Here is a 23,711-nt window from a genome sequence, read left to right as displayed (position 1 = left end):
GCCGTATGGATATTTTAGAAATGAAACATCACGCCCTTTTGGGTGCGGAAACACCGGAAAACAGCCATTATCAGAATATGCGCCTGTGCTTTGAACTGCTGAGCGCGGCGAAAATGATCGATCTGAGTTGTGCTCAACGGCTGGCACCTTATCAGCTCTCCGAGAGCCGTTTTGTACTTCTGTTTTTGCTGCAAAGTGAGCCCACAGGTCTGGCACCGCATCTTTTAGCGGAACGTGCAGGCATCACCCGCGCCACTCTGACAGGCCTGCTCGACGGTTTGGAGCGTGATGGATTCATCCTGAGGAATCACAGCCAGACGGATCGCCGCTCAATTCTGATCACCCTGACAGACAAAGGCTCTGAAACGGCTGCATCGCTGGTGAGCGATCACACACAATGGATTGCCTCACTGATGGCACCGCTGGACAACCAAGAAAAACAACTTCTCAGCACCCTGCTCACCAAAATCTGGACCACGGCACAGAAAGATATCAACAATGGCAAAAACGCCCGTTAAATCTGTACGACGTATGAGCGACATCACACCGGAGCGACTGGTCGAGCTGAATAGCGGTGCGGCTGAAACCACTGTGCTGACCGAATGTCTGGCCATTGATTTTGCGCAGCTGATGCGCACTGCCTTTCCCGATATACCCGCAGAGCTGCATCAACAACTCGATGGTTCCTCAGCAGGCATAACTGCGCGCATGGCGCAAGCTGCAGAGCTATTGCACACGCACGGCACGATCAGGCTGAGTGACTTGAATAGCCATCCCTCCGATACAATCCGTGGCTGGGCCTGTTATTTTATCGCCCAGCAACAGCATCTTGCCTTAGCAGAAAAGCTGGAACTGATCCGCCCGCTTGCTGATGATCATCATTTTGGTGTGCGCGAATGGGCGTGGCTGGCCATGCGCGGCGATTTAATTGCGCAACCGGAATTGAGTTTCAGCCTGTTGCAGCCATGGACAAATGATACGTCCTACAAAATCCGGCGCTATGCCTGTGAGGCAGTCCGCCCGCGCGGCGTATGGTGCGCCCATTTCAACCTGCTGAAAACTCAGCCTGAACTGGCAGCCCCTATTCTTGAGACATTGCGCAGCGATCCGGAAATCTATGTGCAGGATTCTGTCGCCAACTGGCTCAACGATGCGTCCAAGACCACACCCGATTGGGTACGCACGCTTTGCGACCGCTGGCTTCAGGAAAGCACTTCACCTTCTACCGCCCGCATCTGCAAACGCGCTTTGCGGACAATCAATAAATAATCCTCCCACGACGTGAGACTGATATGACCCATTATCTTGCAGAACTATACAGCCCTAAAGCCACATGGATTGCTTTGTCAAAAGAAGAAAAACAGGCTTTCTTCGCCACCATTGGCGCTGGCATGAGCAGCCTGTCTGAATTTGGCATTGAACCGCTGGCTTTCGGCCAAACCGATCCGTCACAGCTGCATCCGGCGCAGCAGCAGTTTTTCGCTATCTGGAAATTCAATGACAACGCGGCCGTTACAATCTTGCTGGAAGCAATTGCAGCTACCGGCTGGCATGATTATTTCGACACCACTAATGCTGCAGGCGAAGCCACCGATATGGGCACACATCTGGCTCAGCTGGCCGCTTGCTAAAATAAAAATGCCGCACTCATCTGAGTGCGGCATTTTTTAGAACTGTAAATTCTGGTCTGACTACCAGGTGGTCATGCGGATACCGGCGCGAATCTGGTGCGATTCCAAACCTTTATCCGAGAATGTGAAGGATGCGGCATCTGCTGCGTCGCCCGATGAGATACGTGCATAGCGGTAGCCAAGATCAAATTTGATATTCTCGGTCACATCAATCGCAGCACCAGCCATCAATGCCCACTGCAGACGTGTTGTATTTCGTCCGCCAAATGCATCGTCATTCGTACCCGGAATTTTATAGCCCACTTTATAGTCAACATTGGCCATACCCAGACCGGCACCGACATAAGGCGTCACACCGGAGAAATTGCCAATATCATAATAAGCATTCGCCATAACTTCCCAGACGTCTGCTTCAACCGGCTCACCGCTTGCCTTCAACTTGCGGTAACCGGCTGTAATATCGCCTCGGATATTATTGGTGAACTGATAGCCGACACCACCGCTATAAGCAGCCGTTGCCTTTACCTCACCGCGTTCGGTGCCGAGCCAATCATAGCCTTTGAGGCGCAGTTTGGCATGGCTTGACGGCACATAAGCAATATCACCGCGCAAATACCAGCCGGAGCCGATTTCTACCGGCTTGAAAACATCCTGATCGGCAGGTGTCGCATAAAGAACCTGATCAAGATCCGCAGCCTGAGCCATACCACCGGCAAATGTGAAAGCTGCAACGGTAAGTGCTGCGCTCTGCAATGACATGAATGAAGATTTTCTCATCATCTGCGTCCTGTAATGTTATTTCACGCCCATCAGGCCGAAATTTATCAAGTAAAAATCAGTATGAATTGCGCTGCGCCTGTAGAGGCGCAGCACAGATATTTTATTTGTAAACAGGTGTACTCATATCATTGTAAGCAACCGGCCGTGCATATCCGCCAAACTGGTAACGCAAACCAACACGCACATCATGAATGTCGAATTTCTTGTCATAACCGGCACCAACCTGACCAGCACCATCAAACATCTTGCCGCCATCTACACGACGGAAACGGTAACCAGCGTCCAGTTTCAAACTGTCGGTCAAGTCATATGAAGCACCGGCCATTAATGCCCAGGTAAAGCGCCAGTCAGCATTGCCCTGCAAAACGCCGCCATTTTGTGTATCAACGACATCAGACCATTTTACGCGTGTACCACCGATACCGGCACCAACATAAGGCGTGAAACCATTGAAATTCCCAAGATCAACATATGCGTTTGCCAGCAAAGAAAGTGCAGTCATACGGCTTTCATCACGATCGCTGGTAAACTTCGAACGGGTCATATAGTCGAGCGTCAGATCAGTACGGAAATAATCAGTAACCTGATAACCGACACCACCACCGAGTAAGAGCGAGCCTTTCAGCTTGCCGTCCAGAAAATGATCATCAAGTACACCTACTTTACCGCCGCCGCATTTATCGCAGCCAACACCAACGGTCGTGTAATCTGTACCTTTGAACTTCGGTGCTGAGTAACCGATATCACCGCGCAGATACCAGCCGCCTACCGGTGCCGGAGCCACCACCACTTCGGGAATGATTGGTTCCGGAATATCCACGATATCCGCCGCGAAAACCGAAGAAACAGAACCCGCAACTGCAAGACCCGCAACACCGGCGATAAGCAAATTTTTGAATGTAGTCATAGCATGTCCTATCGCAATTCCACGGCCATTATCACCGGGACGACTATTCTGGATCACACCATAAATCCGAAAGGTTAAATGCTACTTAACCTTGTTTATTCATCATATTTATTAACATTTTCATACATAATGATATAGAAAAAGGGCGCAGTAATGCGCCCTTTTTATCAAATATTTTTATTGTTCTAGCCTTTATTTCGCAGCCGTTTTAATCGCTGTAATAATGTCATCGACAACGGTTTCAACCAGTCGACCATCATCACCTTCCGCCATAACGCGGATCAACGGCTCAGTACCGGATGGACGGATGACCACACGACCGCTGCCATTGAGAGCATTTTTCCCCTCTTCAATGGCCTGCATAACGGATTTATTCTCAAGCAGTTTGCCGCCGGAAACACGCACATTTTTAAGAATCTGCGGTACCGGTTTAAATTTACGGCAAACTTCGCTCAGCGGGCGCTGCTGCTCCTGCATCACTGCCAGAATTTGCAGCGCTGAAATCAGGCCGTCGCCGGTTGTGCCAAATTCTGACAACACAATATGGCCGGACTGTTCACCACCGACATTGAAACCGTTCTCACGCATATGCTCAACAACATAGCGATCACCAACTTTGGTGCGGGCAAGTGTCAGCCCCTGATCACCAAGGAAGCGCTCCAGTCCAAGGTTCGACATGATGGTCGCAACAATACCGCCGCCAATGAGACGTCCGCTCTTTGACCAGCTTTCCGCAATCACAGCCATCAGCTGATCACCGTCAATGATCGTGCCGTTTTCGTCGACCATCAGCACACGGTCAGCATCCCCATCAAGCGCAATACCGACATCAGCACGGGTTTCATGCACTTTACGGATCAGGCCTTCCGGATGGGTTGAGCCGCAATCCTCATTAATATTCGTACCATTCGGCGTATTATTAATGGTGATGACTTCTGCGCCCAGTTCCCACAAAGCAGCAGGCGCTACTTTATAGGCTGCACCATTAGCGCAATCGACGACAATACGCAGACCATTGAGCGACAAATGACGTGGCATTGTACGCTTGGCAAATTCAATATAGCGATAAATATCACCGTCAACGCGCTTGGCACGACCGATTTCACCATGGCTGCTCATATGAGCGCTCATGTCATCATCAATCAGCTTTTCAATCTGCAATTCCAGCGCATCTGACAATTTATAACCATCAGGGCCAAAAAGCTTAATCCCATTATCGTAATAAGGATTATGCGAAGCCGAAATCATCACACCAATATCTGCACGCAGAGAGCGGCATAACATAGCAACGGCCGGTGTCGGAATCGGCCCCAGCAGGAACACTTCCATCCCCATTGAAGTAAAACCGGCAACCAGTGCATTTTCCAGCATATAGCCTGAACGGCGGGTATCCTTACCGATCACCACGCGCTGCCCCTGCCCGCCGTCACGAAACGACAAGCCAACAGCCATACCAACCCGCATGGCGATATCCGGCGTCATCGGAAAAGAATTAGCCTTACCGCGGATACCGTCAGTACCAAAATATTTACGGGACATGTTCAAGCCTTTTCTTTACAGAACGCCGCCATTTTCTGCTCTCATCAGCACAAACGCAAAACCGGCGTAAATTTGAAAATAGCAATGCAGCTTTTTGCTATCTTTTGTCAAATATTCCGGTGATGAAACTAATCATCTGGTAAACAAATCCAGTTTTCAAATAGCGGCTTTACAACACAGTTACCACGAACATGATTTCCGGACAGCCTCGGCTAACAAACTGGTCAAAAAGAAAAAACCGGACATAAAGTCCGGTTCTTTCAACTCATAATATACAGAATAATTATGCCTGTGGCTCAGGCTTCATATCCTGACCGGCTTCCGGCTCTGCATCAGGCTTTTTGCGTGATGCACCGGCTTTAGGAACACCCGATCCGCGCGACGAAGGTGAATCATCACCGGTATCGCGGTTTGGTTTCTGACCGGCGATCAGCTGTTTGATCTCCTCACCGCTCAGAGTTTCATATTCCAGCAGGCCTTCAGCAATCGCCACCCAGGCATCATGCTTATCTGTCAGAATCTGACGGGCTTCCGCATAGGCATTATCAATAAGCTCACGGACTTCCGCATCAATCAGCTGTGCCGTTGATTCAGACACGTTCTGCGTGCGCGAAACAGAATGACCAAGGAACACTTCTTCCTGATTTTCGCCATAGGCCACATAGCCGAGCTTTTCAGAGAAGCCCCAGCGGGTCACCATTGCACGGGCAAGTTTGGTTGCCTGTTCAATATCGGAAGACGCACCGGAAGTGATGTTTTCCTTACCGAATTTCAGCTCTTCGGCAATACGGCCACCCATCATGATTGCAAGGCGCGACACCATCCATTTATAGCTCATGGAATATTTGTCGCCTTCCGGCAGCTGCATCACCATACCGAGCGCACGACCACGCGGAATGATTGTCGCTTTATGCACCGGATCAGCAGCGGCAACATTCATTGCCACAATCGCATGGCCGGATTCATGATAAGCGGTCAGCTCTTTTTCTGCCTGCGTCATCGCCGAAGAACGACGTTCCGCACCCATCATGATCTTGTCTTTAGCGTCTTCAAATTCCTGCATAGTAACAAGGCGTTTGTTACGACGGGCAGTCATCAGAGCCGCTTCGTTGACGAGGTTCATCAGATCCGCACCGGAGAAACCAGGGGTACCACGAGCCAGAACTTTCAAATCCACATTCGGTGCCAGCGGTACATTACGTACATGCACTTTCAGAATCTGTTCACGACCGCTTACATCCGGATTAGGCACAACAACCTGACGGTCGAAACGACCCGGACGCAGCAGAGCAGGATCGAGCACATCCGGACGGTTCGTTGCAGCAATCAGAATGATATTCTCATTGGCTTCAAAACCATCCATCTCAACCAGCAACTGGTTCAATGTCTGTTCGCGCTCATCATTACCACCGCCAAGACCGGCACCACGGTGACGACCGACCGCATCGATTTCGTCGATGAAGATAATGCAAGGAGAGTTTTTCTTCGCCTGTTCAAACATATCGCGGACGCGGCTTGCACCAACACCGACAAACATTTCAACGAAATCCGAACCGGAAATTGTAAAGAACGGTACATTAGCTTCACCGGCAACAGAGCGTGCCAGCAAAGTTTTACCGGTTCCCGGAGGGCCCACGAGCAGAACACCGCGTGGAATTTTACCACCAAGACGCTGGAATTTCTGCGGATCGCGCAGGAATTCAACGATTTCTTCCAGATCTTCTTTGGCTTCGTCTACACCGGCAACATCCTGAAAAGTCACACGACCATGCGCCTCAGTCAGAAGTTTCGCCTTAGATTTACCGAAGCCCATTGCACCGCGTGAACCGCCCTGCATCTGACGCATGAAGAAAATCCAAACGCCGAGAATCAGAATCATAGGCAGCCATGACAGAAGAATACCGAACAGCGATCCCGAACCATCGCTTTCAGGCTTCGCAGTAATTGCAACATTCTTCTCTTCAAGACGGCTAATCAGATTGGCATCTGAAGGGGAGTAGGTCTGGAATGTTGCATTATTATCCGCGTAGTTACCGACAATGCGCGGACCGGTAATGGTGACGGATTTCACCCGACCGCCCGATACATCTTCAATAAACTGGGAATACGGAATTTCACGAGACGACGCACGCTGCGCCGGACTCTGAAACAGGTTAAATAGTGCAACCAGCAGGAGAGCAATGATCGCCCAGAGGGCGAAGTTGCGATAATTTGGATTCATCTCGGGTCCAATCGATTACCAATCGTCCTTCCGGTTCATGCGCCGTTTGGTGCGTTCCGGAAAAATATTTAAACCTAACATAGGTTCGATGCACGGCCTTGCCAAGGCAATGTAAAGCCTCATAAGTGATTCTTCTGCATTCTTTGCAGAATTTACCTGTAATTATGGTTGAAAGGCATGGTTAAAAGCGCTTTTACAGAGGCAGCTACCGCGAAATCATAACCGGAAAGCACCCTGTCAAAACATGCAAGCGTGCGTTTAACGATCACAAAAGGCGCTTGCGGCACAAGATCCGACAAGGCAGGAAGCCCGATCACATCCCCGTCACGAAACATCGCCGGTGCGGACAGCAAAGCAGTCCTGTCAAACACTTTATGATCTCCCCCTCCTCTTTCAAACCCTTGCGCGCGTAAATAAGCCAATAGCTGCTTTTCACTCAGCGCTGCGATGGTGACAGGCTCTGTCCCATCATTGCGGATTTCATAACGCCCGTCCCATAATACATGCTCACCCTTTTGCAGGGGGATTGCGGGCAAATTGCGTCTTTCACGCCAGATTGTGATTCCCTGTCGAGATTTTTCAATAATGCAATGATGAAGTGTTTTCCGCTGCTTACCCGCAGGCAAAGGCTCCGCCAGCCAATCATTCAATGAAGCACAGTCTTGAATCGCGGCTAAAAAAACCTGTCCGCCAATCGCCGTCAGCAAATAACTCAGGGCTAAAGGAGCGATTGCATCATCCTGAGCACTCCAACCGGATGGCAAAAACAAGCTATCACCGGCCTGCAACCGCATTGCTCCGGTCTCATTGCTCAGCAGAGCCGCAACACGCTGATTATCCGCACGGCGCTGCACACCGGCCAGTTGTGCAGCCGCGAGCAATGCAAGCCTATCCATCATCTTTGCCTGTTGGCGGATGCGCGGGCGCTCATAGGCCTGATTATCATTGCTCGGATCATCAACCCAGCCAATGTTTTTCACGCGTAAAAGATCACGTAATTCTTCCCGCCACACCGATAAAAGCGGACGGCATAGCATCACCTGATTGTGCAACAAGGTTTGGCCAGCCATGGCGGCGAGCCCCCTTCCCTCACCTACCAATCCTGTCAGCGCCCCTTCACGCTCACGTCGCATCAGATAAGTTTCAACCTGATCATCTGCTGTATGACCTGTCAGGATTATGAAGGCCTGCGCCTGTTGTGCTGCTTGCATCAACAGATCGTAGCGCGCATTACGGGCAGCAGAGGCAAGTCCGCTCGAGGGTTTATCTCCTGACCAACATAAAATTTGATGGCTGATACCCAGTTGCTTGCAAAGAGCTGCAACAGCCTGCGCTTCATCTGCAGATTCAGCGCGCAACTGATGATCAACGGTCACTGCAATCAGCTGACATGTAGGGAAGTGTTTTTCCAGATAGTCTTTAGTCAGCAATAACAGCGCCAGAGAATCGCTGCCGCCGGACACAGCTACAACGACTGCGGAATGCTCATACCCGTTAAACACCGCATCAAAACCTGCCGACATTCGTTGCAGAATGGTGAGAGGCAGATCACGCGTGGGATGTTTCATGTCAGAGATTATTGTTTGCACATTCCTATCCGGCCTGTCCAGTATTCCTTAATTGAAACATCCGATTATAGCATTTCCAGCAAAAGTGCGAAGCGGTTTTGCGTCGGATAATGCGTAAAAACAAACAGTTACAGCGGTTCCAACGATTCAGTCTTAACTGGAACCGCTGTAAATTCCAGATCAGCGCAACAAGCAACAGGCAAAACCGGTCAGCAATGGTTGAGTTTACGCTCTTCATCAACGCGCTTCAGAACGGCCGGAGCAGCTGACGGAAAACGGCTGCCGACTTTTGCAAATGTTGCACAGGCAACTTCGCGGTCATTGAGCTTGGCCATTGCCATGCCGAGTTTCAGCATATTCTCGGCACCGCGCTTGGAATCCGGATAATCGCGCTGCATATCGATAAAGACCGTTGCCGATTCCGCATAGCGCTCCTGCCCGTACAAAGCCTCACCCAGCCAGTAACGGGCATCAGATGTCATCGGATCAGCCGGATAGCGGTCAATATGGGCACGAAATCCGGCCTCTGCGGAACGGTAATCACCGGCGAGAATATACTGATAAGCCGCATTATACAGCTCATTCGGATTATCGGTCTGCGGCAGCGCAACAGGCTGTGCCGGTTCTTCAGTCAGGCTGCCGCCGATTACATTGCCACTGGCATCAAACCGGATCGAGCCGAGCGCACGCGGAGCCTGCGAGGCGACAGTAATCTGAGTTTGCTGGCCAGTAGCAACGGAATCGGCGGAATTATCAGCAGTCGCATCCTGTGCAGGCTGCAAATCTGTATTATCCTGCGCAACATTATCATTGCCTGCATCAGCGGCAGCCGTGCGGCGCGGTTCTTTATCACCTGTTTCGTCAGCAGAGCCTACAGCGGCAGAATCTGCCGCTGCTGTATTGATTGATGCATCAGAACCGGCATCAGCTTTTTTCTTTTTTTCCAGCTCTTCAAAGCGGAATTCATTATCTTCCTGAATTTTACGCATCTGCTCCTGCATCTGCAAAATCTGGAAGTTCATTTCTTCCAGCTTACCGGTCAGGTTACGCACCTGTTCCTGTAACTGGATTACCCGCTGATCATTGGCCTGAGCAAAGGCTGTTGTTCCGCCAAATGCCATACCAAACAGCGGCAGCAAACTGACAGTCAGAGCCAGTTTCTTTATCGCTTTCTTCATTCGCAAACCTCATGCGCCCGATTTGTAATCTCAAGGATCATCATAACTCTTACAGATGCACCTGATTATTGCACCTGCTCAATCTTTATAATCTCAGTTGAAATGGTGCAATTGAGTACGGCCAAATTTTGGCTTTTATGTACAAACCGAAAAAAGCGACCCTAAGGCCGCTTTTCTCATAACTCTGTGTCTTTTTTATCGCGAAATTACTGCACATCGCGAAAAGTCACTTATTTTTCGCTCGATTAGCTACCGGCACCGTTCAGAACAGTCACAGCGCGACGGTTCTGGGACCAGCAGGAAATATTGTCGCAAACTGCAACCGGACGTTCTTTACCGTAGGAAACTGTACGCATACGGTTAACCGGCACGCCGCGCGAAGCCAGATAATCACGGGCAGCAGCAGCACGACGCTGGCCAAGTGCCAGGTTGTACTCGCGTGTACCGCGTTCATCCGAGTGACCTTCAACGGTAATACCGTAGTTCGAATAGCGAGCGAGCCACTGAGCCTGACGGTTCAGGGTCTGCTGCGCATCAGCACGGATTACGGAAGAATCGAGATCGAAGAATACACGGTCACCGACATTCACGGTGAAATCCTGAGCAGAACCGGCAACAGCACCGTTAGCGCCCATGCCACCATTGAGACCAAGATCACCTGCATTGTTCGGCAGGTTTTTCTTGTTGGCGCAACCGGCAACAGCGAGCGACAGGAACAGGGCAACAGCAAACGGGCTGCGGGCAATCGACTGGGAACGGCGCATGGCCCGTACTCCTTAAGAATAATGCGTTTACATGATGTATGACTAACCGGATGATTAATCATATTGAGGTTAAAAACCACTCAAACAACATGGTTAATTGTTACTTAAACGGCGAAAAAACTCAAGTTTCTCTGTCAAAAATTCGTATCGGCATCAACGGATCGAAGACCGAAATTATCTCTGACAAGAGCATTTACCGGCAAATGAGAAAGCATTGCGGCAGAAACACGGCTTTAATCACAAAAAGCTTATTTGACACTACCACATGCCCTTAGAAAATAAGCTCTGTGTCTTATTCAGCACACAGAGCTTAGTTGAAACTTAATTCAGCAATGGCGACCATGCCGGATCGGAAGCCGAATTCGGTGTCTGGATCTGGCGTTCATTACGGCCTGTCAGATCAATCGTAAACAGACGGGCACCAGCAGCACTTTCACGGAAGAACATCAGAACACGGCCGTTTGGCGCCCATGTCGGACCTTCATTGTGGAAGCCGCTTGTCAGCAGACGCTCGCCCGAACCATCGGTTTTCATCACGCCGATCGAGAACTGACCGCCGGACTGTTTGGTGAAAGCAATCAGATCGCCGCGCGGTGACCAGACCGGTGTGGAATAGCTGCCGTTACCGAATGAAATACGCTGCGGGTTGGAGCCATCGGCACCCATGACGTAAATCTGCTGGCGGCCGCCACGATCCGATTCAAACACAATCTTGGAACCATCCGGCGAATAAGAAGCCGAGGTATCAATGGCCTGACTGTTGGTCAGACGGGTTGTGGTACGGGAGCGTAAATCCATAGTGTAAATATTGGCGCTGCCATCATCCTGCAGCAGGCTCATGACCACTTTCTGACCATCCGGTGAGAAGCGCGGTGCAATAGTCATACCCGGGAAGTTACCGACCAGTTCCTGCTGACCTGTTTCCAGCTGCAGCAAGTAAACGCGCGGGCGATCACCGGCAAAGGACATATAGGTGATTTCCTGACGGCTTGGTGAAAAGCGCGGCGTCAGCACCAGATCTTTACCATTCGACAGATAACGCACATTCGCACCGTCCTGATCCATAATGGCCAGACGTTTTACGCGTTTCTGCGCACTGCCGGATTCATCAACAAACACGATGCGGGTATCGAAATAACCTTTTTCACCGGTCAGGCGCTCATAAATCGCATCGGCAATAATATGGGCAACACGACGTTTGTTTTCCGGCGTTGTAAAGAATTGCTGGCCGGCAAGCTGCTGACCGGCAAATGTATCCCACAGACGGAATTCCGCTTTCAGACGGCCATCCGGCTGTTTGGTGATACGACCGGTAACCAGTGCCTGTGCATTGATGACTTTCCAGTCTTCAAAACGCGGTGCGACATCCGGATTGCTGATTTTCTCGATGAATGCTTTTTTGTCGATCGGCGCAAAAAGGCTGGAACGCTCAAGATCCGCAGCGATGATCGAGGTAATTTCCGCACCGAGCTGATCGCCGGACAGGAAGTCGGTCAGAGCAATCGGCAGCGGGTCAACATTACCCTTGTTAATATTTACTTCCACGACGGCGCGGGCTGGCAGCACCGCAGCCGTGCTTACGACTGCGACCGTCGCAAGTACTGAAAATAAGGTTTTAAACAGTGTCTTCATGATGGCGTGGACCTCGTTTGTCCTGATCATTTTTTGGTTCTGTGAGGTGTCTCACATGTTTTTATGTCGTGAGAATTCTCACATTTTAATCTCGGCAAACCGGCGCTTTGCTGCGCCGGTCCGTATTCCGTTTAGAACATTTCGCTCGGGTCAAAATTCACAATAACCGTCGACCATGTATCGTATTTATCACGCGGCAGATTGTAAGGTGCTGCACGCATCACCGCGCGTCGCGCACTGTCTGCTGCCGCACGGCCAATCACAGAATCACCGCCCGTATAAGAGACTTCCGGCGTTCCTTTAATCGAACCATCTTCATTGAGCTGCATCTTGACGGTAATCCGCAGATCCGAGGCATCGGCAACACCGGAAGGAATACTCCATTTGTCACTGATCTGACCTTTCAAAGCGTCCATTTCCGTCTGGCTGAGCTTGGTTCCGCCGGTGGTTTTCTTCGCGCCGAATGCTTCCTTATCGGTTGAGCGTTTGGCACCGCCGCCTGCTGCTTTCTCACGGTTCAAAAGTGCTGCAACCTCATCGGCCTTTGCATCTTTATCTTTCGAAGTGTTCTGCGCGGTTGTGCTTGGTTTCTCCGGCTTCTTCTCGTCTTTTTTCTTGTCCTCAGCCTTCGCTGTTTCCGTTGGCTGCGGCTTCGGTTTGACATCCGGTGCCGGTACACGATCAGGCAGTTTCACTTCCTGCTCAGGCTGCTGTTCAATCGCTTCTGCAACCGGATCAGGCTTTACTTCAGCCTTTGGCTCAGGCTCCGGTTTCGGCTCAGCTTTTGGCTCCGGCGGTTTCACCGGTTCCGGCGGCTTCACAGGCTCAGGTTTTGGTTCCGGCTTGTTTTCCTGTACCGGCTCCGGCTTTTCAGCCGGTTTTTCCGCAGGCTTCGCCGCTTCCGCCGTTTCAACCGGCTTCGGCTTTTCATTCGGCATCGGCGGGGTCTTCAGATCAAGATCGCTGTCACCGGCATTTTCAGCCTGTTCAACCGTTTTTGGCTTCGTCGTTGGTTTCGGTGCGGCTTTCTCAGCCTTAGGTGCCTTCTTATCGCCCTGCTGTGCCTGTGCAATATCTTCAATCGGCACAATATCGACAGGGAAAGATTCGGTATCGGTCATGTCAAAAGGCTTCGGCGAAGAGAAGGACACCAGTCCCCAGCCGATAATAACCACATGGATGAGTGTTGAGGTAGTCAGACCTGCCTTCATGATGGCGTCAGCTATCCTGCTCCTGGAGGGTCACAAGACCGATATTCTTAAAACCGGCGGCAGAGATGCGGGACATGACTTTCATCACAGTGCCGTAATCTGCATTTTTATCGCCGCGTACAAAAACGCGCTCTTCATAACCGGTCTTGGCAATGGCTTCGAGTTTCGGCACCACTTCTGTAATGTCGATCTCGGTTTCCTGCAGATAGACCTGCCCCTTATCATTCACAGAAACGGTGATCGGCTGGGTATCGGCATTGAGCGCCTTGGCCTGCGTATCCGGCAGATCAATCGGCACACCGGAGGTGAGCAATGGTGCGGAGACCATGAAGATAATCAGCAGCACCAGCATCACGTCCACGAAAGGCGTGATGTTGATTTCGCTCATCGGAGCCTTTTTGCCGCCGCGTCTGCGACGACCGCCTCCGCCCTGACTTCCTAATGACATACCCATCTTTAGAACCTTCCGGCCTTCATCTTATGACCTGATAACCGGCCTGAATTGTAAACGCCTGCTGTGAACGAAACCGGATAAATTATCCGCGCGGCGTCAGCTTCTCATCAATTTGTCGCGACAGTATGGCCGAAAACTCATCGGCAAAACCTTCCATCCTCGAGGTGATTTTCCCCGCATCCGCTGTCAGCTTGTTATAGGCAATAACGGCAGGTATAGCGGCCAGAAGACCGATCGCCGTTGCCAGAAGCGCTTCCGCAATACCCGGTGCCACAACGGCAAGACTGGTATTTTTGGAAGCCGCAATCGCCATAAAGGAGGTCATAATACCGACAACCGTACCAAACAAACCGATAAACGGTGCCGAAGTACCAATCGTCGCCAAAAAGCCGAGACGGGATTCCAGCTTGTCGTTTTCACGCGCCAGCGCCACATCCATCGCTTTTTCAATACGCATCTGCAATGCAATCGGAGAACGTGCGCCCTTTTCAAAAGACTTTTTCCACTCGCGCATAGCTGCCATGAAAATGGCGCTCATACCGGTGGTACGGCGTTCACCGAGATTGCGGTAGAGTTCTTCCAGAGACTGGCCGGACCAGAACACCTGCTCAAAACGGTCAATGGCACTTGTCGCACGGCGATAGGCCAGTGTTTTGTCTACGATGATTGCCCATGTCCAGATTGAGGCTGCCAGCAAACCCAGCATGACCAGTTTGACAACCCAGTTAGCCTGCATGAACAGTCCCCAGAGACTGACATCACTTGTGTGTGCTGCAATGGGTAGAGCTTCCATTTGTCACCTGTCCTCGAATCCAAACGCCCGGCTCATCACCGGGCGGCAAAAGCAAAACGGTTCTTTGCGCTTCCCGCGCAGCCGTTTTGATCTGTTGTTACCTTGAGCGGTCCGGATGCATTGTTGCGTGCACGGCCCGCCGAATTGCTTTGTGCCGTATCTGCTGTTGCCGGACACAATGATTGTGCATGACCGGTCACAATGCTTTTTACGGTTAATTTTGGTGAAAGGAAGGCGACAGGCAGATTCATGCCGTCACCACTCCGTCTTGCCCTAAAGATGAACTATTATGGTTAAAGATAAGTTAGGATTCGCCGCAATTGCCCGTATTTTCTCGCGAGGTCAATCATTTTTATGATCGCAAAAGGCTGGGTTTCAGGCGGTTTACAGCGCAATAACCGCTCGTATCGTTTCTGGAGCATTTTACAGTCAAGCTGGATCAACTTGGACAGTCCGAGTAAGGCGACAAGCTAAAGAAACCAGAGCGAGCGCCATGATCCAGTCTGAACGTAAACCGCTCTAACATTCTGATTTGACGCGCATCTTGTCCGAAAACCGTTTCACACTTTTCGGGATGCGCTCTAAGCGGTAAACAACTCTTTCCAGGCCGCAGGCATACGACGCGGGCGTCCCTGCTTATTGATCAGGGCAGCTTCGACCCGCGCTTCAATCAGCACATCACCGTTTTGTCGCTGAATGCGCTGCTGCATAGTTACCCGTGCGCCGGAAGCTTCTGTGACTGAAGTTTCAATCACCAGCATATCATCGATACGGGCAGGCAGACGGAAATCAATCTCCATGCGCCGCACAATCCAGACAATCGGCTCGCCCAGTTGCCCCTCTTCCAGCGCGGTGTGGTGCACACCTTTTAAACGCAGAAAATCTGTGCGGCCACGCTCGAGAAACTCCAGATAACGGGCATGATAAACCACACCGGAAAAATCGGTATCGGCGTAATAGACCCGTGCCAGCAAACGATGACCTTCAGCAGTCAAAGTGCCATTGATCACTTCAGACTCATTCGCACTCAAATTATCGGACATCAGGCTTCATCCTCAAACAGCGTGATCTGGCGCGCAGCCAGATCAGTCGGCGCCGTCAGCCCCAAATGCTGCCATGCGACTGCGGTCAGCACACGACCACGTGGTGTACGCTGCAAAAACCCCTGCTGGATCAGATAGGGTTCAATAATATCTTCAATCGCATCGCGAGGCTCCGACAATCCGGCCGCAATGGTCTCAATGCCGACCGGCCCACCACCGAAATTACGTGCAATCATATTAAGATAACGACGATCCAGCTGATCAAGGCCGATATTATCCACTTCCAGCCGGATCAGCGCTTCATCGGCAATCTTCGCATCAACAACATCTGCCTTTGCTACCAAGGCAAAGTCACGCACACGCCGCAACAAACGCCCGGCAATACGCGGCGTACCGCGGGCACGTCGAGCGACCTCGCGGGCACCATCTTCCGAAATATTCAGCTGCATCAAACGCGCACCGCGCCGCACAATATATTCCAGCTCATCGACCGTATAGAAATTCAGCCGCACCGGAATCCCAAAACGATCACGCAAAGGCGTCGTCAAAAGACCAAGGCGCGTAGTGGCCGCAACCAGCGTAAACCGCGCCAGATCGATTTTAACGGAGCGTGCTGCCGGCCCCTCACCAATAATCAGATCAAGCTGAAAATCTTCCATTGCCGGATAGAGAATTTCTTCCACCGCAGGGCTCAGACGGTGAATTTCATCGATAAACAGCACATCACGGTCTTCAAGATTAGTAAGCAATGCCGCCAGATCACCGGCTTTAGCGATTACCGGCCCTGAGGTCGAGCGGAAATTAACTCCGAGCTCTTTCGACATAATCTGCGCAAGCGTGGTTTTACCCAATCCCGGAGGGCCGACAAACAACACATGATCGAGCGCTTCACCACGGGTTTTCGCAGCTTCAATAAAGACCTTCAGATTGGCACGCGCCGCTGCCTGACCGACAAAGTCATCCAGACTTTGCGGACGCAAAGCCACGTCCGTATCTTCCCCGCGCTTTTGCGCAGAAATCAGACGATCTTCATCACTCATTGCTCACACCCGCATTTTCAATTATTTCGGGGCGCGATCTTATCGCGCCAGTTCTTTCAGACCAAGCCGGATCAGCTTGGCGGAATCCGCATCCTCACCAGCCTCGCGCAATGCACTTGCCACCGCATTGGCGGCCTGATCACGTGAATAGCCGAGATTGCTCAAAGCGGAAACCGCATCACTGACAGCGGTCGAGGCAACACCCTCACCGATTTCCTGTTTCAATCCGATATTGGCGCCCGCATCACCGGCAAAGGCAGGGGCTTTGTTCTTCAGCTCGGTAACAATACGTTCTGCCACTTTTTTACCGACACCCGGCGCGCGTGACACCATCGCAATATCGCGTAAAGCAATAGCATTTGCGAGTTCTGACGGTGTTAATGTGCCCAGTACCGCCAATGCCACTTTGGCACCCACGCCCTGTACATTCTGCAACAGACGAAACCATTCACGCTCCAGCGCTGTGCCGAAACCGTAGAGCCGCAGCACATCCTCACGGACATAGGTTTCAATCAGCAAAATTGCCGCTTCGCCCTGTGACGGCAAATTGCCCAGAGTGCGTGCAGAGCAAAAAGCCACATAGCCGACACCATGCACGTCAAGAATGACGTGATCGTCAGCGATTTCATCGACGACACCTTTCAGCTTCCCGATCATGATATGGCTGCAATCCTCCCGCTCTTCTTCAATTCTGCCAGATTATACAGGCTGTGCCGGTTATGGGCATGACAAATCGCGATGGCCAGCGCATCGGCGGCATCGCTGGTATCAAAGCTCGCACGCGGCATCAGCACTTTAACCATCATATGAATCTGCTGTTTTTCACCATGGCCAACACCGATGACCGATTTCTTCACGGCATTCGGCGCATATTCAGCCACACGCAATCCCGCCTGCGCCGGCACCAGCAGCGCAATACCACGCGCCTGCCCCAATTTCAGGGTCGCTGTCGCATCTTTATTGACGAAGGTATGCTCGACAGCGGCCTCATCCGGCATCATTTGATGCAGAACAGCAGTTAAGCCCTCATGCAACTGACACAAACGGGAGGCCAGATCCAGCTTATCATTGGATGTCACAGTACCCGCACCAACAAAATGCAGGGAATTACCGACAGACTCAATCACGCCCCAACCGGTGCGGCGTAATCCCGGATCAATACCAATAATGCGAATCGTCTGTTTCATGTGCTGACCTTACCTTGTGTAAGGTGCACTCAACAATCAAAATGTGAACAAAATGGAAACATTGAGAAAAAAGGCGGTTTTATCCGCCTTGATATTAGATTAATTACCGCCGAAAGCTGTACGAAGCAAAACGATCTGATCTGAGACCGCATTGCCTTTACATTCAACCAGTTCACGGATCTGCTTGTGATAGCTGTCGCCATCCATGCAGCGCACGCGATCCTGCAAATGCAATGAGCGGGCAATCATATCGCGGAAAGTTTCCGGCAGTTCCTGCCAGCCTTTGGCGCTCTCACCGGCAGAAAGGGTTTCCAGACTGACTTTAGCTTTTTCACGCGCGACCATATCCCGTGACATATCACCGGAACGGCTGGCACGCAGCAACAGTAACCAGGATGCAATATGCATCAGTCGTGACGTCAGACGCATAGATTCTGCTGCATAAAGAGTTGCAGCCTGATGCGACAGCGAGCGCGCAGCGTCTTTGCCCTCTTCATCCAGATAGGCCGCGGCTTCTTCAACCAAAGCCATACCTTCACTGTAGAGTGGTTTGAAACTGTCTGAAAAGACCATACGTTCCGACAGGCGGATCATATTATCTCTGCCCGTATTTTCGCTACGATGTGTCTGTTCCATCATCTTGTTCTGCTCACTGGCAAATGCGGTTTAGAAACCGGCATCTGAAATTTCTGACAAGCATTCCCTATTTCAGTGATTCCGCTGTTTTTTACGCTTTTTTCACGAAAAACCGGCGAATCCCTTAACATTCAGGCTGCACTTGACTTGTTTGCATCACAAAGCGTGACTGGAAAACACCGTCAGGCCACAGCCTATCCAAGCAAAATGCACGCTCATACACGCTCGCGCAACAATATGGTTAAAGAAAGATAAATTGTGATTTTGTGCTTGCCAGAGAGAATAATGTCTTAAATCGAAATAAATGCAGATTCTTCAATTGGTTACAAAGAATCGATCAATATTTTCAGTACAAGCATGAAAAGTTGCGACGCGCTGCCGGTACAGATTTATCCACAAAGAGAAGACATCCCGTAACTCTGAACATAAAAAAAGAGCCGCGAAAGCGGCTCTCAGAAGTTTAACAGGGAGGCGTCATACAGAGGGACCAAGTCCACTCGGTAAGAGTCCGGCAAAACCGGATAGCCTTATATTCATTCGTTAACTTTAATATTTGGTTAATGCGCAGTCACTGAATAAGGTTTAACCGGTATCGGACGGGATTTATTGCGCCCTTCCGCAGGCCGCATATCCGGCGGCGTAACATCAGGCACAGAGGCTTTCGCAACCGCTTTGCCTTTCCAGCCGATACGCGGCAGCCATTCCAGATAATAGACCAGCGCAAACTGAGCCATAATACCACTCGCGATCAGCAGTGTATCGAAGGACAGGCTCACCGGATAAACATAGCGCAGTGCCTGACCGATCATCGCCAGAATGGTACCGGCAATAAAGACCGGCAACGAATGTTTACCCAGAATTGCCAGCGGATGCTTCATATCCAGACGGGCTTTTGCCGACAATGCAGGAATACCTGCAATCACATAAGCAATCGCCAGCACATGCAGCAAGCGGGTGGCCGAGAGATAGGTCTTGTCAAAGCCGGTCAGTACCGCTGGCAGGCCGAAAGAAATATCCCAGTTCGGATGTGGAACGCGCAGCCACAACAAGGAGAAAACCAGATAAGAAATCGCCGCAATCATCAGCGGACGGTTCTGGTCAAAACGACCGCCCTGCTTCACGTAGGTCATCGCACCGATACCAATGGCAAACAGGAACTGCCATGACAGCGGGTTCAGGAACCATACGCCCTGCGTCGGGTAGTTCACCGGTGCAATGTGATAATAACCGGACAAAAACCAGATCGAACCGGAGATCGTCAGCATCAGTGAAATACTGATCCGCGACAGATACAGCATCAGCGGCGCAAACAGCATCAGCACCAGATAGAGCGACAGAATATTATTATAGCCAAGCTGGTGGCCAAGTGTGACCAGACCGACAAAAGCCTGCGCCGGTTGCTCCATCACGGTTTTAATGTTGATCATTTCCAGCATTTCCGGCCGCTTCATATAAATCGCGGTAAAACCGAAAATCGCCAGCGTGATGAGTGTTGTCATCATCTGCGCCATATAAAGCGTCATCGAGCGGCGTGCCATTTTCAGAGACAGCAGCAGGCGATTGCCTTCAACAAATTTGGAACTATAGGCAAGTGCAACAGCAAGACCGGAAATCAGCACAAATGCTTCCGCAGAATCGGAAAAACCGAATTCGCGATGCGTGAATTTCTCATAGATCGTGCCCGGAACGTGATTGATAAAAATGCTCAGCAATGCCAGCGCCCTGAAAACATCAAGACGTGTATCGCGCATTTTCACCATTGATCCCATCATCTGTCCTGTCATCTGCCAGCCTGCCTTTTGTCTGACTTGCTTGCGTATTCCCAGCTTCTTCGCTGAAATCACATCCGCAGACATTTTCCGTCTGCTATCAACAACCGCAGACGTTTTTGTCTGCTATCAACAATAAGACTCAAATGGGACACGAAAGCGGCTGGACGACCGTTTACCCCCATCACATTATTTTCCAGAAGAAAACAAAACCGGCAGTTACAATATGTTACCGATGTTACCGGCCTATCTGAGACTTGCCGCTCAGGCTGAAAAACATAAAAACAACGAAGGCTTCATGGTTTTGCCTTATTACATGCAAAAACCCTGTTATCTTTTAGCAATTATGCTCTAAACAGAAGGCAATGACCGGTATATTGCACTGTAAATAATTGCAGTTTCCCGAAGTTTGCCACTTTTATGGGCTATTGCGCCCCCCTCAACGAGGCTTTATCCAATGAAATTCCCTGAAAACCGTCCGCGCTTAGTTCTGGTGGTTCCGTCACCTTCCTCGGAAGGACACGCATCTGACACGCTGCTCGCCACGCTGGATAAAGCGCTGGCAGCTGGTGATATTGCCAGTGTTATTCTTGATAACGGCAAGACGGATGAAGCATCTTTTCAGACCTTCGCAGCAGCAGCTGTGAGTAAAGTGCAGGCTGCCGGTGCTGCGGCCATCATTCTGAACGATACCCGCACTGCCGGTCGTGTCGGCGCTGATGGTGTTCATATTGAAGGTCCGCTGGCAGATATTGCAGATGCTATTGAACGCTATACTCCGAAGCTGATTGTCGGCACCGGCAATGTTAAAGAACGTCATGCCGCCCTCGAAGTCGGTGAATTACAGCCGGACTATATGTTCTTCGGCAAAATCGGCGCAGACAGCAAAGCGGAAGCTCACCCGCGCAACCTGTCTCTTGCCGAATGGTGGGCAGCCATGGTCGAGATTCCGGCGATTGTACAAGCCGGTTCAAAGATTGACGATCTGGCAGCTTGCTTCGCCACAAGAGCAGAATTTATTGCATTGGGTGCTGCTGTTTTCTCTGCAGACAATCCGGCACAGATCGTTGCAGATGCCAATCGCCAGCTCGATGAAATGAGCGCCGCCGACACTGAAGAATAACATTGGCGGAGAGCCTCCCGCATCTCCGTCGTTATTAAGAGTAAAATAATGCTGAAAAAATCCGTTCTGTTGAACAGCACCTGTGCAGCCTGGTTTATGCTGGCAGCTTTATCCGGTTCCCTGCCAGCCATGGCTCAGGACAAGACAAAACCTGCATCTGCAAAAACAGAGACAGGGGCTTCAAAACCAGAGACGGAAAAACAGTCTCAGCATGATGAAAAGCCGCTGGATGTGCCGTCAGTCTCCACCGGCTTTACCATTCCTGAACTGGCCGGTTCATGGGCCAAAAACCAGCCGGATATGCTGCAACAACCAGCATCAACCGATGCAATGCCAGCTTTCAACGAAAACCGGTTCGGCGGTAAAGTTGCCGATCCAGCATTTGGTGCGTTTCAGCGCGGCCTGTATCTGACGGCATTCAATCTAGGTATGGAACGGGCAAAAGCAGGTGATCCGGCGGCGCAAACACTGGTGGCTGAGATTTATGCCCGCGGCCTTGGGGTCAAAGCCGATCAAAAACAAGCTGCCCATTGGTATGGACTGGCTGCAGAAAAGGGCGAGAATGAAGCGCAGTTCCGCTATGCGGCCATGCTGCTTCAGGGCATCTACGTGGCCAAAGATGCTAAAAAGGCCGAAGTCCTGATGAAAAAAGCCGCTGAGGCAGGCAATGCCATGGCGCAGTTCAACTATGGTCAGATGCTGATGATGCGCTCTCCGGGCATGAAAGGCGTTGATGAAGCCGCCCCATGGTTCCAGAAAGCTGCGGATGCCGGGCTGGCCGACGGGCAATATGCGGTCAGCCAGATTCTGGCCAACGGCACAACTAATGTAAAACGCGACGAGGCCGAGGCCCGGGAATATCTTCTGCTCGCCGCACGTAAAAATTATGATACAGCACAGCTCGATCTCGGAACATGGCTGGTGGAAGGGCGCGGCGGGGAACGCAATTATGATGCCGGTTTCCGCTGGATGCTGACTGCAGCCCGCGGCGGCAATGTTGCAGCGATGGCGCGTGTGGCTCGCCTCTATCGCGACGGCATCGGTACAGACGGTAATTCCATTGAAGCCGCCGCATGGTATATTCAGGCGCGACGCTCGAAACTCTATGCCAAAGATCTCGATTCTTTCATGGATGGTCTGACCGATGAAGAAATTCAACAGGCCATTTCCCGTGCCAATAATCTGCGCTGACCTGTGAAAATCAGTGTTTCGCTAACATAGTGCAGCCTGAAACCTGTATCAGACTTGCCAAAATAGCAGATTTATGGTCTTGGAAAACCCGATTGATATGGCTGACAAGCCCTCTGACGCACACTGCAGCAGCATTGATCAAACCCGTACCGGTTGAGATATGAAGCGCAGCACAATTTCACAGGGCAGTTCAGAGAAAATTTCACACTAATTCCGGATTTAGCGAATATGAAGATCAACGGTAACGAAATCCGTCCAGGCAACGTCATTGAGCACAATGGCGGTCTGTGGGCAGCAGTTAAATGTAATGCGGTAAAGCCTGGTAAAGGCGGCGCCTATAATCAGGTTGAACTGAAAAACCTCATCGACGGTACCAAGCTGAATGAACGTTTCCGTTCGGCTGAAACCGTTGAGCGTATCCGTCTTGAGCAGAAGGATTTCTCTTTCCTTTATGAACAGGGCGAAGCGCTGATTTTCATGGATACCGAAACCTATGAACAGCTTGAGCTGAACAAAGATTTCGTTGGCGAGCGCGCTGCATTCCTGCAGGACGGCATGATGGTCACCGTGGAAATGCACGAAGAACGTCCGATCGGTATCCGCCTACCGGATCAGGTTACACTGGCAATCACAGAAGCTGATCCGGTTGTTAAAGGCCAGACAGCGGCTTCTTCCTACAAGCCTGCGATTCTGGAAAACGGCATCCGTATTCTCGTACCGCCTTTCATCGAATCCGGTGAACGCGTCATCGTTGACACCAACGAACTGACTTACGTATCCCGCGCTTAATCAACCGCGTATACAAACAGAGCGCCGGTCTCCGCTACCGGCTGACCGGCGCTTTTAATAATATCTAATTTTATTCATTCGTGGACTTGGCGCTGCGGATGATAGCAGAGCACCGTGCGTCCATTTGCACGCACAAAGAACGCTCTGATATTATATAAGTGAGCATCAAATAATCCGAAAACCGTATGTACTTTTTTCGGTTCGATGCTCTGTTGTTTAAATTCCAACGCATAGAGCTTTATCGCGGTGAAGATG

The 23,711-nt window shown here is 51.0% G+C and carries 23 protein-coding genes; 6 read left to right on the top strand and 17 right to left on the bottom strand.

Annotated features, from left to right (window positions below):
• Positions 1-20 precede the first annotated feature (20 nt).
• From DFR47_RS15735 to DFR47_RS15725, 3 genes are read left to right on the top strand one after another with little or no spacing between them, the layout of a single operon-like run.
• Entirely contained in the window at positions 21-518 is a 498-nt protein-coding gene (locus DFR47_RS15735; RefSeq protein ID WP_245416591.1) for a MarR family winged helix-turn-helix transcriptional regulator, read from the top strand.
• Positions 499-1,269, top strand: a complete 771-nt coding sequence (locus DFR47_RS15730) for a DNA alkylation repair protein (protein ID WP_113945356.1) — start codon at positions 499-501, stop codon at positions 1,267-1,269. The genes DFR47_RS15735 and DFR47_RS15730 overlap by 20 nt, the downstream gene beginning before the upstream one ends.
• A 23-nt stretch (positions 1,270-1,292) precedes the next feature.
• Positions 1,293-1,631 (top strand): DUF6616 family protein, encoded by a 339-nt coding sequence (locus DFR47_RS15725; protein WP_113945355.1) that lies wholly within the window; start codon positions 1,293-1,295, stop codon positions 1,629-1,631.
• A gap of 60 nt (positions 1,632-1,691) precedes the next feature.
• On the opposite strand, the gene DFR47_RS15720 is transcribed toward DFR47_RS15725, so the two are convergent.
• The 17 genes from DFR47_RS15720 to DFR47_RS15630 form a co-directional block, all read right to left on the bottom strand.
• The gene (locus DFR47_RS15720) at positions 1,692-2,390 is read right to left on the bottom strand and encodes an outer membrane protein (RefSeq protein ID WP_245416590.1); all 699 of its coding nucleotides are present in this window, start codon (positions 2,388-2,390) and stop codon (positions 1,692-1,694) included.
• Positions 2,391-2,511: 121 nt separating this feature from the next.
• Positions 2,512-3,318, bottom strand: a complete 807-nt coding sequence (locus DFR47_RS15715) for an outer membrane protein (protein WP_113945353.1) — start codon at positions 3,316-3,318, stop codon at positions 2,512-2,514.
• Positions 3,319-3,510: 192 nt separating this feature from the next.
• Positions 3,511-4,857, bottom strand: a complete 1,347-nt coding sequence (gene glmM / locus DFR47_RS15710) for a phosphoglucosamine mutase (RefSeq protein ID WP_113945352.1) — start codon at positions 4,855-4,857, stop codon at positions 3,511-3,513.
• A 283-nt stretch (positions 4,858-5,140) separates the two neighbouring features.
• On the bottom strand, positions 5,141-7,078 hold the full coding sequence (gene ftsH, locus DFR47_RS15705) for an ATP-dependent zinc metalloprotease FtsH (protein ID WP_113945351.1): 1,938 nt from the start codon (positions 7,076-7,078) through the stop codon (positions 5,141-5,143).
• 152 nt (positions 7,079-7,230) lie between these two features.
• Positions 7,231-8,646 (bottom strand): tRNA lysidine(34) synthetase TilS, encoded by a 1,416-nt coding sequence (gene tilS, locus DFR47_RS15700; RefSeq protein ID WP_113945350.1) that lies wholly within the window; start codon positions 8,644-8,646, stop codon positions 7,231-7,233.
• Positions 8,647-8,855: 209 nt separating this feature from the next.
• The gene (gene ybgF / locus DFR47_RS15695; RefSeq protein ID WP_113945349.1) at positions 8,856-9,824 is read right to left on the bottom strand and encodes a tol-pal system protein YbgF; all 969 of its coding nucleotides are present in this window, start codon (positions 9,822-9,824) and stop codon (positions 8,856-8,858) included.
• A 245-nt stretch (positions 9,825-10,069) separates the two neighbouring features.
• Complete coding sequence (pal, locus tag DFR47_RS15690; protein ID WP_113945348.1) at positions 10,070-10,588, bottom strand: peptidoglycan-associated lipoprotein Pal; 519 nt, start codon at positions 10,586-10,588, stop codon at positions 10,070-10,072.
• A 321-nt stretch (positions 10,589-10,909) separates the two neighbouring features.
• Positions 10,910-12,220, bottom strand: a complete 1,311-nt coding sequence (tolB, locus tag DFR47_RS15685) for a Tol-Pal system beta propeller repeat protein TolB (RefSeq protein WP_113945347.1) — start codon at positions 12,218-12,220, stop codon at positions 10,910-10,912.
• A gap of 131 nt (positions 12,221-12,351) precedes the next feature.
• Positions 12,352-13,431: a hypothetical protein gene (locus DFR47_RS15680; RefSeq protein WP_113945346.1), complete on the bottom strand. Its 1,080-nt coding sequence runs from the start codon at positions 13,429-13,431 to the stop codon at positions 12,352-12,354.
• A 7-nt stretch (positions 13,432-13,438) separates the two neighbouring features.
• Entirely contained in the window at positions 13,439-13,885 is a 447-nt protein-coding gene (gene tolR / locus DFR47_RS15675) for a protein TolR (RefSeq protein WP_113945345.1), read from the bottom strand.
• An 82-nt stretch (positions 13,886-13,967) separates the two neighbouring features.
• On the bottom strand, positions 13,968-14,678 hold the full coding sequence (gene tolQ, locus DFR47_RS15670) for a protein TolQ (RefSeq protein ID WP_113945344.1): 711 nt from the start codon (positions 14,676-14,678) through the stop codon (positions 13,968-13,970).
• Between the two features lie 581 nt (positions 14,679-15,259).
• Positions 15,260-15,721, bottom strand: a complete 462-nt coding sequence (ybgC, locus tag DFR47_RS15660; RefSeq protein ID WP_113945342.1) for a tol-pal system-associated acyl-CoA thioesterase — start codon at positions 15,719-15,721, stop codon at positions 15,260-15,262.
• On the bottom strand, positions 15,721-16,761 hold the full coding sequence (gene ruvB, locus DFR47_RS15655) for a Holliday junction branch migration DNA helicase RuvB (protein ID WP_113945341.1): 1,041 nt from the start codon (positions 16,759-16,761) through the stop codon (positions 15,721-15,723). Before ruvB ends, ybgC begins: the two co-directional genes overlap by 1 nt.
• A gap of 39 nt (positions 16,762-16,800) precedes the next feature.
• The gene (gene ruvA / locus DFR47_RS15650; RefSeq protein ID WP_113945340.1) at positions 16,801-17,418 is read right to left on the bottom strand and encodes a Holliday junction branch migration protein RuvA; all 618 of its coding nucleotides are present in this window, start codon (positions 17,416-17,418) and stop codon (positions 16,801-16,803) included.
• On the bottom strand, positions 17,415-17,948 hold the full coding sequence (ruvC, locus tag DFR47_RS15645) for a crossover junction endodeoxyribonuclease RuvC (protein ID WP_113945339.1): 534 nt from the start codon (positions 17,946-17,948) through the stop codon (positions 17,415-17,417). The genes ruvA and ruvC overlap by 4 nt, the downstream gene beginning before the upstream one ends.
• 99 nt (positions 17,949-18,047) lie before the next feature.
• On the bottom strand, positions 18,048-18,587 hold the full coding sequence (rcdA, locus tag DFR47_RS15640) for a protease adaptor protein RcdA (protein WP_245416589.1): 540 nt from the start codon (positions 18,585-18,587) through the stop codon (positions 18,048-18,050).
• Between the two features lie 554 nt (positions 18,588-19,141).
• Complete coding sequence (locus DFR47_RS15630) at positions 19,142-20,368, bottom strand: OpgC family protein (RefSeq protein ID WP_245416599.1); 1,227 nt, start codon at positions 20,366-20,368, stop codon at positions 19,142-19,144.
• A gap of 442 nt (positions 20,369-20,810) precedes the next feature.
• On the opposite strand from DFR47_RS15630, the gene DFR47_RS15625 reads away from it, so the two are divergent.
• From DFR47_RS15625 to efp, 3 genes are all read left to right on the top strand, one after another.
• A complete protein-coding gene (locus DFR47_RS15625; protein WP_113945337.1) occupies positions 20,811-21,476 on the top strand; it encodes a thiamine phosphate synthase in 666 nt (221 codons plus the stop codon).
• 48 nt (positions 21,477-21,524) lie between these two features.
• The gene (locus DFR47_RS15620) at positions 21,525-22,667 is read left to right on the top strand and encodes a tetratricopeptide repeat protein (RefSeq protein ID WP_113945336.1); all 1,143 of its coding nucleotides are present in this window, start codon (positions 21,525-21,527) and stop codon (positions 22,665-22,667) included.
• A gap of 228 nt (positions 22,668-22,895) precedes the next feature.
• Positions 22,896-23,456: an elongation factor P gene (gene efp, locus DFR47_RS15615; RefSeq protein WP_113945335.1), complete on the top strand. Its 561-nt coding sequence runs from the start codon at positions 22,896-22,898 to the stop codon at positions 23,454-23,456.
• The last annotated feature ends 255 nt before the right edge of the window (positions 23,457-23,711 follow it).

The organism is Pseudochrobactrum asaccharolyticum (assembly GCF_003314995.1).
GTDB classification, from domain to species: domain Bacteria; phylum Pseudomonadota; class Alphaproteobacteria; order Rhizobiales; family Rhizobiaceae; genus Pseudochrobactrum; species Pseudochrobactrum asaccharolyticum.
This window is presented reverse-complemented; position numbering and strand designations above follow the sequence as displayed.

Bases quoted from the DNA above. Each gene is read 5' to 3' on its own strand.
- DFR47_RS15735 (WP_245416591.1), top strand. From the start codon at position 21: ATGAAACATCACGCCCTTTTGGGTGCGGAAACACCGGAAAACAGCCAT.
- DFR47_RS15730 (WP_113945356.1), top strand. From the start codon at position 499: ATGGCAAAAACGCCCGTTAAATCTGTACGACGTATGAGCGACATCACA.
- DFR47_RS15725 (WP_113945355.1), top strand. From the start codon at position 1,293: ATGACCCATTATCTTGCAGAACTATACAGCCCTAAAGCCACATGGATT.
- DFR47_RS15720 (WP_245416590.1), bottom strand. From the start codon at position 2,390: ATGTCATTGCAGAGCGCAGCACTTACCGTTGCAGCTTTCACATTTGCC.
- DFR47_RS15715 (WP_113945353.1), bottom strand. From the start codon at position 3,318: ATGACTACATTCAAAAATTTGCTTATCGCCGGTGTTGCGGGTCTTGCA.
- glmM (WP_113945352.1), bottom strand. From the start codon at position 4,857: ATGTCCCGTAAATATTTTGGTACTGACGGTATCCGCGGTAAGGCTAAT.
- ftsH (WP_113945351.1), bottom strand. From the start codon at position 7,078: ATGAATCCAAATTATCGCAACTTCGCCCTCTGGGCGATCATTGCTCTC.
- tilS (WP_113945350.1), bottom strand. From the start codon at position 8,646: ATGAAACATCCCACGCGTGATCTGCCTCTCACCATTCTGCAACGAATG.
- ybgF (WP_113945349.1), bottom strand. From the start codon at position 9,824: ATGAAGAAAGCGATAAAGAAACTGGCTCTGACTGTCAGTTTGCTGCCG.
- pal (WP_113945348.1), bottom strand. From the start codon at position 10,588: ATGCGCCGTTCCCAGTCGATTGCCCGCAGCCCGTTTGCTGTTGCCCTG.
- tolB (WP_113945347.1), bottom strand. From the start codon at position 12,220: ATGAAGACACTGTTTAAAACCTTATTTTCAGTACTTGCGACGGTCGCA.
- DFR47_RS15680 (WP_113945346.1), bottom strand. From the start codon at position 13,431: ATGAAGGCAGGTCTGACTACCTCAACACTCATCCATGTGGTTATTATC.
- tolR (WP_113945345.1), bottom strand. From the start codon at position 13,885: ATGGGTATGTCATTAGGAAGTCAGGGCGGAGGCGGTCGTCGCAGACGC.
- tolQ (WP_113945344.1), bottom strand. From the start codon at position 14,678: ATGGAAGCTCTACCCATTGCAGCACACACAAGTGATGTCAGTCTCTGG.
- ybgC (WP_113945342.1), bottom strand. From the start codon at position 15,721: ATGTCCGATAATTTGAGTGCGAATGAGTCTGAAGTGATCAATGGCACT.
- ruvB (WP_113945341.1), bottom strand. From the start codon at position 16,761: ATGAGTGATGAAGATCGTCTGATTTCTGCGCAAAAGCGCGGGGAAGAT.
- ruvA (WP_113945340.1), bottom strand. From the start codon at position 17,418: ATGATCGGGAAGCTGAAAGGTGTCGTCGATGAAATCGCTGACGATCAC.
- ruvC (WP_113945339.1), bottom strand. From the start codon at position 17,948: ATGAAACAGACGATTCGCATTATTGGTATTGATCCGGGATTACGCCGC.
- rcdA (WP_245416589.1), bottom strand. From the start codon at position 18,587: ATGATGGAACAGACACATCGTAGCGAAAATACGGGCAGAGATAATATG.
- DFR47_RS15630 (WP_245416599.1), bottom strand. From the start codon at position 20,368: ATGACAGGACAGATGATGGGATCAATGGTGAAAATGCGCGATACACGT.
- DFR47_RS15625 (WP_113945337.1), top strand. From the start codon at position 20,811: ATGAAATTCCCTGAAAACCGTCCGCGCTTAGTTCTGGTGGTTCCGTCA.
- DFR47_RS15620 (WP_113945336.1), top strand. From the start codon at position 21,525: ATGCTGAAAAAATCCGTTCTGTTGAACAGCACCTGTGCAGCCTGGTTT.
- efp (WP_113945335.1), top strand. From the start codon at position 22,896: ATGAAGATCAACGGTAACGAAATCCGTCCAGGCAACGTCATTGAGCAC.